The organism is Pseudoroseomonas ludipueritiae (assembly GCF_014490445.1).
Taxonomy (GTDB): domain Bacteria; phylum Pseudomonadota; class Alphaproteobacteria; order Acetobacterales; family Acetobacteraceae; genus Pseudoroseomonas; species Pseudoroseomonas ludipueritiae.
This window is the reverse complement of sequence record NZ_JACTUZ010000047.1, coordinates 17,066-27,571: the sequence shown is the minus strand read 5'-3', so window position 1 is coordinate 27,571 and position 10,506 is coordinate 17,066. Positions and strand designations below refer to the sequence as shown.

The window sequence follows — 10,506 nt, the reverse complement described above, 5'->3', positions numbered from 1 at the left end:
GAGCTGCTCGCGGCGCTGCTGCGGCGGGGCGACGCCATGCTGGCCCTGGGCGACCTTTCCGCCGCCCGGCTGCTGTATGAGCGCGCGGCGGCCGGCGGCAGCGGCGGGGCCGCCCTGGCGCTCGGCAAGACCTATGATCCCGCCTTCCTCTCCGGCCTCAACGCGCGCGGCATCCGCCCCGACCGTGCCACCGCCGTGAACTGGTACCGGAAGGCGGCCGCGCTGGGGGATGGCGAGGCGCCGGCACTGCTGCGGCGGCTCGGCGCCGAATAAGGAGGGGAGGAAGCACCATGACCGGAATCCGGCCGACACGACGGGGCCTGCTGCTGGCCGGCGCGCTGGCCCTGCCCGCGTTGCGCGGCGCCAGCGCGCAGAACCCTCCCAACCTTGCCGCCATGACGGCGCGGGCGAATGCCGGCACCGTCGGCGTCATCTCGGGTGGCGCCGATGGCACTTATATCCGCATCGCCGCCGATCTCGCGGCGGTGCTGGACGATGGCGACAAGCTGCGCGTGCTGCCCATCCTCGGCCGTGGCTCGGTGCAGAACATCTCGGACATCATGTTCGTGCGCGGCATCGATATCGGCATCGTGCAATCCGACGCCCTGGCCTATGTGCGGCGGCAGCGGCTGTTTCCCGGCAGCGACCAGCTGATCCAGTACATCGCCAAGCTCTACGACGAGGAAGTGCATCTCCTCGCCGCGCGCGACATCACGAAGGTCGAGGACCTGAACGGCCGCGCGGTGAATGTGGACCTGCGCGGCAGCGGCACCGCCATGACCGCCTCCCTGGTCTTCGAGGCGCTGGGCGTGCAGCCGCAGATGGTGAACGACACGCAGGACCTGGCGCTGGAAAAGCTCCGGCGGGGCGAGATCTCGGCGCTGATGTATGTGGCGGGCAAGCCGGCGCGGCTCTTCTCCTCCATTCCCGCCGATTCCGGGCTGCATTTCCTGCCGCTGCCGCTGAACCCGGCGCTGCTGGAGACCTATCTGCCGGCGGAACTGGGGGCCGAGCAGTACCCCGGGCTGGTCCCGGCGGGGCAGAAGGTGGAAACCATCGCGGTGGGCGCCGTGATGGCCGCCTATGCCTGGCAGCCGGGCACCGAGCGCTACCGCAAGGTCGCCACCTTCATCGACGCGCTTTACGCCAAGTTCGATACCTTCCTGCGCCCGCCACGGCATCCGAAGTGGCGGGAGGTGAATCTCTCGGCGCAGGTGCCGGGCTGGACGCGCTTCACCGTGGCCTCCGCCCCCTCCGTGGCCGAGGCGGCGCGGCCCCGCTGAAGGCAGACATGAGGTCCGGTCAGGCGCCCTGCCTGGTCGGGCTTCGTCCTGAATCGCGGCCTCAGGCAGGCTGCCGGAGGCGGGCGGCTTCGGCAAGCGCAACAACAGGAAGGACGTTGCTGCCGCTCGGATTGTTTAAGTTCATGAGCGAAACTATTTCGAGAGCGAAAATCTTACTGACACGCGAGTAAGAAGGAGCATCAAGATGCAGTTTCGAATCCTGATGGCCAGCTTCAGCTTCATGGCGGCTGGTCTTGCCTTCGGCACACCTGCGGCGCAAGCAGCCCAGACTGCCCCGGGCATTTCACGCCAAGGCCCTTCAGACCTTGAGTATGTGCAGCAGAGGCACCGCCGGAACTCAAACCGGCAGAGCTCAACCTCACAAGGTTCGGACAACGACGAGACGGCACGTCTCAATGAGGAGAGCCTTCGGCGTGCGCAGCAGGGGCAGAATGCCCTGAGCAACCAGCCTGACACGACGTCCAACCTGAACCGCATGAGTGACCGTGACGCCGAGCGTGGCGTGAATGTCGGCTCCCAACCCTTGATACCGTTCCGCTGAATCCGGCTGAAAGGCCACCGCGGCCGGCTTCATCGGAGTGCCCGCCCCAGGCTGGCGGCTCCATCATGTCAGCCATCGGCAAGCGGTGGCGGCGGATACGATGCCGGAAGGACGTTCCTGCCCAAGCGGCCGTGGCGCGTGGCGGTGCGGCACCGGTCTTGCACGCACCTGAACATGCGCCTGGTGAGGTTATGGCCGCGCCAGACACGACACTTCATCGGACACGGCCTGTGGCACAGGCGGAGAAGGGAACGGCCATCTCAGCACTACGCACCTTCAGAGGCTGGCGGAGGTGGCCGGCATCCCAGGCCTTGGCGAGCGCACGGCATGAGGCCGCCAATCGATCATTAGCCTGACCAGGTTCTCTGGCTTAAGGCCTGGACCCGGGCGGCGGGCCACGAAAAGCATCGGGCTTCTCCACCGATGGCAGCCGCACCGTCTGGCCGCTTTCGGCGGCGCGATAGATGGCTTCCATCAGCTTATGGTCCTGCACGCCTTCCTCGCCCGGCGTGCGGGGGCGCTGGTTGCCGATCACGCATTCCGCCAAATGGTCCAGTTCCTCGGCGAACTGGTTGGGCTGTTGCAGCACCAGCTCGGTCTGACCGGTGGCATTGCCCTGGCGCTGGATGACCGTCATGCGCTGGCCCCGGTAGAGATAGGCATTCGGCATGTCCACCGTGGCCTGCTCGAAGTTCAGCCGCTGGTGCTTGTCGTCCCGCGCGCCATAGCTGGTGAAGCAGTTGACCAGGAGATTGGAAGGGAAGCGCAGGGTGAATGAGACCGTTTCCTCCACCTCGGCATAGCGCGGGTCGTTGGGCGGGCTGTACTGGCTGGCGAAGATCTCCACCGGCTCCTCGCCGGTCAGGAAGCGCGCGGTGTTCAGGCAATAGAGTCCGATATCCGGCAAGGACCCACCGCCGGAAAGCGCGCGCTTGTGGCGCCATTGCTGCGCGCCATTCTCCGCCACCGTCTGGACATTGATGGCGCTCATGCCCACCAGTCGTCCAAAGGTCTGCTGCCGCACGAAGCTGGCCAGCCGCAGGTTATAGGCCTCGTACTGGATGCGGTAGGCGACCATCAGCTTCACGCCGGCGGCGGCGCAGGCATCCACCATGGCCTGGGCATCGGCGCTGCCGGTGGCCATGGGCTTCTCGCAGAGCACATGCTTGCCGGCCCTGGCGGCGCGTTCGACATACTCGCGGTGCATGCCATTGGGCAGCACGACATAAACGGCCTTCACCGCCGGATTATCGCGGATGCGGTCGAAGCCCGCATAGTCGTAGCAACTGGCGGGATCGATGCCGTATTGCGCGGCCGCCACCTTCATCTTCTCCGGCGAGCCGGAGACCAGCGCAACGGGCCTGGCCTTCTTGCTTTCCCCGAAGGCCGGCAGGATTTCTTCGAGTGCCAGCCGGCCAAGGCCCACAATCGCGAAGCCTACCCGCTCCGCCGGCGGCAGCGGCGCGGGCGGCGGTGAGGAAGGCGTATCAGCCGGGGAGCGCCAGGGGTCGAAGACCACCTTGCCATTCTCCACCCGCCCGGCATCCACCGGGCTCGGGGGCGGGTAGTTCTGTGCCTGGGCATAAGGGGCGGCCGCCAGGCTGGCGGCCCCGGCACCGCTCAGGGCCAGGACCCCGCGGCGGTTCAACAGATCAAGCCGGCGGGTCATTGGGGAAATCCTGTGGGCTGCGCGGTGGATAGCGGGGAAACGCCGGCGCGGAGCTTCGGATGACCGCTGCCCACGGAACAAAGAATTGACGCCGGCCGCCGGGAATGCGCCGGCCGCCCGGGGTGACAAAACGCCGCGTGCCACCAGAGGCCGGAAAGGCTGGCGCTCAGGCCAGCCGCAGCAGGTCCATGCGGTAGCGTTCCCTGCGGCTCTGCTCCATCACCGCCAGCGCCTGCCCTGTTGCGGCCATGAAACCCTCCACCGCCGCATCGCCCGAGAGCGGGTAATCGGTGGTGCCGGTCCAATGCACCAGCAGGACCTCGCCCGCCGGGCGAAGGGCGCGCAGGGTCAGGGCGGCGGTGCGGGCAAGATCCTCTTCATCCAGGTAATAAAGCACCTCGGAGAACAGGATCAGGTCATGTTGGCCGCGCGGCCATTGGCGTGGAATCTCCCGCTGCGCGAAATCCACCTGCGTCAGCCCGGCGCAATGGCGGCGCGCGCTGGCGAGGGCGCGGGCAGAGCCGTCCAGCGCCAGCAGCCTGCCGCAGCGCGGCGCCAGCATCCGCGTCAGCACGCCGATGGAGCAGCCGATCTCCAGCACGCTGCCATAATGCGGGCGCGGCAGGGCCGCCAGCGTGGCCTCGTATTTGGCGGCCTCATAGGGGCTGCTGCGGAACTTCCAGGGGTCAGGATCGGCGGCATAGAGCGCGTCGAAATAGCTGGCCGGCAGGGACTGCATCGCGCGGCTCATGGTGCTGGCGCCATCCGGCCATGACGCGGCGGAGAAGGGTGGAGCGGGCTTTTGGGCATATGCGCTACTGCCGGACAGGAGCAACCCCGCCGGCTGCGCCAGAGTTGCGAAGACCCCGGTGGCAAGGCCACGCGCATCTCCTAAGATTGCCTCCAGGTGAAAGGCAGCACAGGACCCATCGCCACCAGCGGCGCCAGGGCCCGTGGCCGCACCACCGCAAGGAGATTTCACCCGATGAAGACCCAGTCCCTGGCCGCCGAATGGGCGCCGCGTGTGCTAAGCGTGCTGCGCATCGTCGCCGCGCTGCTGTTCATGGAACACGGCACGCAGAAGCTCTTCGGCTTCCCGGCCTCGGCCAATCCGGCACCGGCCTTCCTGACGCTCTACTGGTTCGCCGCTGTCCTGGAGATCGTGGGCGGCATTCTGCTGGTGCTGGGGCTCTTTACCCGGCCGGTGGCCTTCGTGCTCTCGGGCCAGATGGCCTTCGCCTATTTCATGGCCCATGCGCCGCGGAACTTCTTCCCGGTGCTGAACGGCGGCGATGCCGCCATCCTCTTCTGCTTCGTGTTCCTGTATTTCTCGGTGGCCGGCGGCGGCACCTGGAGCCTGGACCACATGCGCCGCCGCGGCACGGGCCGGCGCGCCTGAACGGCCTGCCGGGGCGGCCGCCATGGCCGCCCCGCGCTAGGTCTCGATCTCGCTGCGGCGGAGCAGGTAATCCAGCCCGCCGACGCGGAACCAGCGGTAGCCATAGGGTTCCAGCAGGATACTGTGCCTGCCGCTCTCCTCCGGCCGGCTGTGGTCGTCCGAGAGCAGATTGACCAGCAGCCCGTCATGCGCCCCGGCGGCGCCGGGGTCGATCGCCACCTCGCAGGCCTCGGCGGAGAGGTTGTGCACCACCAGCACCGAATTCTCCCGCCAATCGTAGCGCAGGGCCAGCACATCGGGGCGGCCGGTTTCCACCACCGCGAAATCGCCCCAGCCGATCTCGGGCACTTCCTTGCGCATGCGGATGATGCGCTCCATCCAGTTCAGCATCGACTGCGGGTCGCGGCGCTGGCGGGCGACATTGACATGCTCGTAGCCGTAGGGCCCGCTGGCGATGACGGGCTTGAACGGCGCCGCGCTCCTGGTGAAGCCGGCCTGGGGCTCGTCCGACCATTGCATCGGCGTGCGGGCGCATTCGCGCTCGGGCAGCGAAAGGTCGTCGCCCATACCGATCTCGTCGCCATAGCGCAGCACCGGCGTGCCGGGCAGCGTCATCATCAGGCTATAGGCCAGTTCCAGCCGCCGCCGGTCCCCCTGCAGCATGGGCGCGAGGCGCCGGCGGATGCCACGGTCATAGAGCTGCATCGACTTGTCAGGGCCGAAGGCGGCGAAAACCGCCTGGCGCTGCTTCTCGCTGAGGCGCCCCAGGTCCAGTTCATCATGGTTGCGCAGGAACTGACCCCATTGCCCGGTGGCCGGGCGCGGCTTGGTGGCCTTCAGCGCCTTGACCAGCGGCGCCGTTTCGCCACTGGCCAGGGCATAGAAGAGCGACTGGTTGACCTGGAAGTTGAACATCATGTGCATCCGGTCGCCGTCGTCGCCGAAATACGCCATGTCGTCCTTCGGCAGGATATTGGCTTCCGCCAGGATGATGGCGTCGCCCTTCCGCCATTGCAGGAACTCGCGGAAGGTGCGGAGCATGTCGAACTGCTCCTGCGGCTTCTCCACATCCGCGCCCTTTCTCGCGATCACGAAGGGCACGGCATCCATGCGGAAGCCGGAGACGCCGAGCTGCAGCCAGAAGCCCATGATCTTCAGGATCTCGGCCTGCACATGCGGGTTGGCGGTGTTGAGGTCCGGCTGGAATTCGTAGAAGCGGTGGAAATAATACTTCTTCGCCATCGCATCCCGCGTCCAGGTGGTATCCTGCACGCCGGGAAAGACGATGCCGTCGCCTGCATTGGCGGGCTTGCGGTCCGCCCAGACATACCAGTCCCGGTACTTTGAATCCGGGTCCCGCCGTGCCTCCTGGAACCAGGGATGCTGGTCCGAGGTATGGTTCACCACCAGGTCGATGATGACGCGGATGCCGCGCTGGTGGCAGCCATGGGTGAATTCCACGAAGTCGCCCAGCGTGCCGTAGCGCGGATCGACATTGTAATAGTCGCTGACGTCATAGCCATTGTCGCGCCCCGGCGAGGGCTGGAAGGGCATCAGCCAGATGGTGGTGACGCCAAGCCCCTGGATATAGTCCAGCCGCCGCGCCAGCCCCTCGAAATCGCCGACGCCATCGCCGTTGGAATCCATGTAGGTGCCCACGGAAAGGCAATAGACAATGGCGTTCTTGTACCAGAGGTCCTTGATCATCCACGCCTTCCCAGAGGGGCCGGAACCGGACTGCCACGGCCGCGTTCAGTAAGCGGAACACAGGCAAAAGGGTTTCGGCATGGATGAGCTGGCATGGTGGCAGCGGGGCGTGGTCTACCAAGTCTATCCCCGCTCCTTCCAGGACAGCAACGGCGATGGCGTGGGCGACCTGCGCGGCATCGCCGCCCGGCTGGACCATCTGGTGGAGCTGGGCGTGGACGCGCTGTGGCTTTCCCCCATCCAGCCCTCGCCCATGGCGGATTTCGGCTATGACGTGGCCGATTACTGCGGCGTGGACCCGATCTTCGGCACGCTGGAGGATTTCGACGCGCTGGTGGCGGCAGCGCATGGCCGGGGCCTGCGCGTCATCCTGGATTTCGTGCCGAACCACAGCTCCGACCAGCACCCCTGGTTCCTCGACAGCCGCGCCAGCCGCGCCAGCGAGAAGCGCGACTGGTACATCTGGCGCGACCCGGCGCCGGATGGCGGCCCGCCCACCAACTGGATCAGCCATTTCGGCGGCAGCGCCTGGGAATGGGACGAGGCCACCGGCCAGTACTACCTGCATTCCTTCCTGAAGGAGCAGCCGGACCTCAACTGGCGCAACCCCGCCGTGCGTGCCGCCATGCTGGATGTGCTGCGCTTCTGGCTGGAGCGCGGCGTCGATGGCTTCCGCGTCGATGTCATCTGGCTGCTGATCAAGGACGAGCAGTTCCGCGACAACCCGCCCAACCCGGGCTGGTCGCCCGGCCAGTCCGAGCACGACCGGCTGCTGGACCTCTACACCGCCGACCAGCCGGAGGTGCACGGGATCATCGCCGAGATGCGCCAGGTGCTGGAAGGCTATGAACACCGCCTGCTGATCGGCGAGATCTACCTGCCGGTGGAAAGGCTGGTCGCCTATTACGGCCACGAAGGCACCGGGGCGCATCTGCCTTTCAACTTCCTGCTGATCCGCGCGCCCTGGAACGCCGCCGAGGTCGCCCGCATCATCCAGGACTACGAGGCCGCGCTGCCGCCCAATGCCTGGCCCAACTGGGTGCTGGGCAACCACGACCAATCCCGCATCGCCACGCGCGTGGGCCCGGCCCAGGCGCGCGTCGCCGCCATGCTGCTGCTGACGCTGCGTGGCACCCCCACAGTCTACTACGGCGACGAGATCGGCATGACCGACCTGCCCATCCCGCCGCATCTGGTGCAGGACCCGGCGGAGAAGAACCAGCCCGGCATCGGCGTCGGCCGCGACCCGGAGCGCACGCCGATGCTCTGGGACGCCTCGCCCAATGGTGGCTTCACCACCGGCACCCCCTGGCTGCCCACCGGCGCGGCGGAGGTGAATGTAGCGGCACAGGTGGGGCGATCGGGCTCCATGCTGGCGCTCTACCGGCAATTGATCGCGCTGCGGCGGAACAACCCCGCCCTGGTGGCCGGCGCCATCGGCGAGGTGACGGCGCAAGGCAACCTGCTCTCCTTCACCCGCAGCCATGCGGGGCAGCAGTTGCGCGTGCTGCTCAACATGGGCCAGACGCCCTGCGACGTGCCGGTGCCGGAAGGGGCGCGGGTGCTGCTCTCCACCACGCCGGTGGCGGCGAAGCCAGTGGGAGGCATGCTGCCCCTGGCCGGCGACGAAGGCGTGGTGCTGGAACTGGGGTAAGAAAGGCCGGGGGGAATGCATTCCCCCGGGGCCCCCTTTTTTTCTTCGAGTTTCCGGGTGCGCCTGCGGCGACACCCGGCCCAGGGGAATTATCCCGCCGCGCGCTCCTGCCCCGCCTCCAGCCGCCAGCGGCGCAGGCGTTCCTCCATGCGCCGGACATGGCTGCCCGGCCAGTAAACCCGGCCGCAGCAGGGGCAGGCGCGGAAAGGCCCTGACAGCAGGCGGGCACGGGGCGGGATGCGCGCCCAATCCTCCACCCCCGCCGGGTGCAGCGGCGTATTGTCGCGCATGCAGCGGGTGAAGGGGGCATAGCACCAGTCCAGCCCCAGTTGCCGGGCCAGTTTCCGGGCCTGGGCCTCCATCGCTTCCTCCGCCAACAGCAGGGCACCGGGCACGGCAGCCACCAGCCGCTTGTCGCGGGAAAGCAGCACACGGCCTTCCGCGCGGCAGAGGGCGGCCAGTTCGGCATCGGGCGTTCCGGACGCCGCCAGGGCGGTGTCATGCCCGGCGGCCCGCAGCATGGCAGCCAGCCCGGCCAGCATTTCATCACACAGCAACCGGGCAGTGCCGGGGCCTTGCTCGGGGTCTGCAGCGCTGCCTGTCATGCGATGGCCTCCTTCCAGTGCTGCTTATAACGCGGTGCTGGAAGTTCATATTATGTTCTCTTTTTGCCTTGAGTCGGAGGGAACGATTCCTATATAAATCCCGTACCCGCCACCGGGCGAGGCGGGCACAGAGGCGGGGCTCCGGCACAAAGCGGAAGCGAAGCCTTCAGCAGAAAACTGGATATTCCTCGACTGCCGAGCTGCCGGCTTGGTCGCCCCACAAGGTGTCAGATGTCGGAATATTTTCCTTCTGAGGATCTGCGCGCCCTTTGGTACGAGCGCCGCGCGGTCGTGCTGCAGGCGCTGCGGGAGGCCGCGGCACCACTGCCTGGGCTGGAAATGCGTGAGACCCAGGGCTGGGCGCTCTGGGCCAAGCTGGGTCCGTGGACGGTGGATGTTTCCACCGGCATGCCCTTCAGCACCTCCAACACGCTGCTGCTGCTGCAGCGGGTGATGCGCGTGAACGGCTTCGGCCCTGGCAAGCCCAGCTTCCAGGAAACCCGGGTGGATTTCGCCCCCGGCACCGCCACGCTGACCGAGGCGGGGCAGGCCGCGCTGGCCCAGGCGGCGGAGCAATTGCTGCGCCTGCTGCGGGAAGGCCCGGCGGTGAAGCTGACGGCGCAGGGCCGCCCGGCCAAGCGCAAGCCCCGCAGCCCGACGCGCAACACCCTGGCTGCCCGCGCGACCTATGCCAAGGCGGTTGGCCAGTAAGGGCTAGACCGCCAGCCGGCGGGCGCGGTTCAGCACCTCCCGCGCCATGCTGTAGCCGGCGGTCAGCGAAGTCTTGGGATTGGCGGCGGAAGGCCGCCCTTCGAGGCGGATGGAGAATTCCGCCGCCGCCGAGCGTACACTGACCTCATGCAGGTTGCGCGTGATGCCGGGGTCCGCCACCAGCCGCACGCGCGTCGCGTCGAAGCCGGCACCGGCCAGGGCCACGGTGGCGGCCACATTGGCATTCTGCGGGTACCGCACCGCCGCTTCCCGCGCCGTGCCTTCGAAAAACACCGCCGCTTCGGTCAGGGCGCCGAGATCCAGCAGCGCCTCGGCCGGTGTTCCCTTCCAGGCCAGAGGCGGCTTGCGGCCGGTATAGGTCACTTCCTCCAGCCCCGAGAGCCGGGCCGCGCCCAGCACGTCGATGCCGCCCACCGCGCCGGGCGGCAGCACCAGCCGCGCTCCGCCGCGCGTGGCGGCCTCCTCCAGCGCCAGGCGCAAGGCGTCATCCGCCAGCGCGCCGGTGGAAATGACGATCAGCTCCGCCCCGGCTTCCAGCATCGCCGCGCCATGCTCGCGCACCGCGCCATGGCCGGCGCATTCGGCCACCACATCGGGCCGGGTGGCGAGAAAGGCGGCCCGGTCCGTCTCCACCAGCCGCCGCTCCGCCAGCTTCGCCCCGAAGCGCTCCAGCAGGCCCCGCGCCTTTTCCGCCGAGCGGACGGAAGCCAGGATCGCCACTGCCTCCAGCGGCGCCGGCAGGCCTGCCGCCAGCGCCTCCAGCAGCGTCTCCGTCATGCCGCCCGCGCCGATGATGCCGAGCCGCCGCATCAGCCTGCCCTTTCCGCTAAGGCCAGCCGGCCGGGGAAAGCTTTCAGGTCAAGGCCCAGTGCCATCATGCGCGATATCCAGCCTG

Annotated in this window: 10 protein-coding genes and 1 pseudogene; 6 read left to right on the top strand and 5 right to left on the bottom strand. The window is 68.0% G+C overall.

Annotation, left to right across the window (positions count from 1 at the left end):
* The 3 genes and pseudogenes from IBL25_RS12310 to IBL25_RS12300 all read left to right on the top strand — a co-directional run.
* Positions 1 to 273 (top strand): annotated as a pseudogene (locus IBL25_RS12310) (hypothetical protein); the annotation flags it as partial.
* A gap of 17 nt (positions 274 to 290) precedes the next feature.
* Positions 291 to 1,283: a TAXI family TRAP transporter solute-binding subunit gene (locus IBL25_RS12305; RefSeq protein ID WP_187778837.1), complete on the top strand. Its 993-nt coding sequence runs from the start codon at positions 291 to 293 to the stop codon at positions 1,281 to 1,283.
* A gap of 205 nt (positions 1,284 to 1,488) precedes the next feature.
* Positions 1,489 to 1,845: a hypothetical protein gene (locus IBL25_RS12300; RefSeq protein WP_187778836.1), complete on the top strand. Its 357-nt coding sequence runs from the start codon at positions 1,489 to 1,491 to the stop codon at positions 1,843 to 1,845.
* Positions 1,846 to 2,215: 370 nt separating this feature from the next.
* Here IBL25_RS12300 and IBL25_RS12295 read toward each other — a convergent pair whose 3' ends face one another.
* Positions 2,216 to 3,514, bottom strand: coding sequence for a Gfo/Idh/MocA family protein (locus IBL25_RS12295; protein ID WP_187778835.1), 1,299 nt, complete (start codon positions 3,512 to 3,514; stop codon positions 2,216 to 2,218).
* A gap of 166 nt (positions 3,515 to 3,680) precedes the next feature.
* Complete coding sequence (locus IBL25_RS12290) at positions 3,681 to 4,265, bottom strand: class I SAM-dependent DNA methyltransferase (protein ID WP_187778834.1); 585 nt, start codon at positions 4,263 to 4,265, stop codon at positions 3,681 to 3,683.
* A gap of 234 nt (positions 4,266 to 4,499) precedes the next feature.
* Between IBL25_RS12290 and IBL25_RS12285 the strand changes: the two genes are divergently transcribed.
* Positions 4,500 to 4,913, top strand: a complete 414-nt coding sequence (locus IBL25_RS12285) for a DoxX family protein (RefSeq protein ID WP_187778833.1) — start codon at positions 4,500 to 4,502, stop codon at positions 4,911 to 4,913.
* 36 nt (positions 4,914 to 4,949) lie between these two features.
* Here IBL25_RS12285 and IBL25_RS12280 read toward each other — a convergent pair whose 3' ends face one another.
* Positions 4,950 to 6,620 carry an alpha-amylase family protein gene (locus IBL25_RS12280; protein ID WP_187778832.1) on the bottom strand — a complete coding sequence of 557 codons (1,671 nt, stop codon included), beginning with the start codon at positions 6,618 to 6,620 and terminating at the stop codon, positions 4,950 to 4,952.
* Between the two features lie 79 nt (positions 6,621 to 6,699).
* Between IBL25_RS12280 and IBL25_RS12275 the strand changes: the two genes are divergently transcribed.
* Positions 6,700 to 8,274 (top strand): alpha-amylase family glycosyl hydrolase, encoded by a 1,575-nt coding sequence (locus IBL25_RS12275; RefSeq protein WP_187778831.1) that lies wholly within the window; start codon positions 6,700 to 6,702, stop codon positions 8,272 to 8,274.
* An 89-nt stretch (positions 8,275 to 8,363) separates the two neighbouring features.
* On the opposite strand, the gene IBL25_RS12270 is transcribed toward IBL25_RS12275, so the two are convergent.
* The gene (locus IBL25_RS12270) at positions 8,364 to 8,879 is read right to left on the bottom strand and encodes a Mut7-C RNAse domain-containing protein (protein ID WP_187778830.1); all 516 of its coding nucleotides are present in this window, start codon (positions 8,877 to 8,879) and stop codon (positions 8,364 to 8,366) included.
* Positions 8,880 to 9,110: 231 nt separating this feature from the next.
* On the opposite strand from IBL25_RS12270, the gene IBL25_RS12265 reads away from it, so the two are divergent.
* Positions 9,111 to 9,590, top strand: coding sequence for a hypothetical protein (locus IBL25_RS12265; protein WP_187778829.1), 480 nt, complete (start codon positions 9,111 to 9,113; stop codon positions 9,588 to 9,590).
* Between the two features lie 3 nt (positions 9,591 to 9,593).
* Here IBL25_RS12265 and IBL25_RS12260 read toward each other — a convergent pair whose 3' ends face one another.
* Positions 9,594 to 10,421, bottom strand: a complete 828-nt coding sequence (locus IBL25_RS12260; RefSeq protein WP_187778828.1) for an aspartate dehydrogenase — start codon at positions 10,419 to 10,421, stop codon at positions 9,594 to 9,596.
* Between the last annotated feature and the right edge of the window lie 85 nt (positions 10,422 to 10,506).

Excerpts from the sequence above, each read along its gene's own strand:
- IBL25_RS12305 (WP_187778837.1), top strand. The coding sequence starts at position 291 with ATGACCGGAATCCGGCCGACACGACGGGGCCTGCTGCTGGCCGGCGCG.
- IBL25_RS12300 (WP_187778836.1), top strand. The coding sequence starts at position 1,489 with ATGCAGTTTCGAATCCTGATGGCCAGCTTCAGCTTCATGGCGGCTGGT.
- IBL25_RS12295 (WP_187778835.1), bottom strand. The coding sequence starts at position 3,514 with ATGACCCGCCGGCTTGATCTGTTGAACCGCCGCGGGGTCCTGGCCCTG.
- IBL25_RS12290 (WP_187778834.1), bottom strand. The coding sequence starts at position 4,265 with ATGAGCCGCGCGATGCAGTCCCTGCCGGCCAGCTATTTCGACGCGCTC.
- IBL25_RS12285 (WP_187778833.1), top strand. The coding sequence starts at position 4,500 with ATGAAGACCCAGTCCCTGGCCGCCGAATGGGCGCCGCGTGTGCTAAGC.
- IBL25_RS12280 (WP_187778832.1), bottom strand. The coding sequence starts at position 6,620 with ATGATCAAGGACCTCTGGTACAAGAACGCCATTGTCTATTGCCTTTCC.
- IBL25_RS12275 (WP_187778831.1), top strand. The coding sequence starts at position 6,700 with ATGGATGAGCTGGCATGGTGGCAGCGGGGCGTGGTCTACCAAGTCTAT.
- IBL25_RS12270 (WP_187778830.1), bottom strand. The coding sequence starts at position 8,879 with ATGACAGGCAGCGCTGCAGACCCCGAGCAAGGCCCCGGCACTGCCCGG.
- IBL25_RS12265 (WP_187778829.1), top strand. The coding sequence starts at position 9,111 with ATGTCGGAATATTTTCCTTCTGAGGATCTGCGCGCCCTTTGGTACGAG.
- IBL25_RS12260 (WP_187778828.1), bottom strand. The coding sequence starts at position 10,421 with ATGCGGCGGCTCGGCATCATCGGCGCGGGCGGCATGACGGAGACGCTG.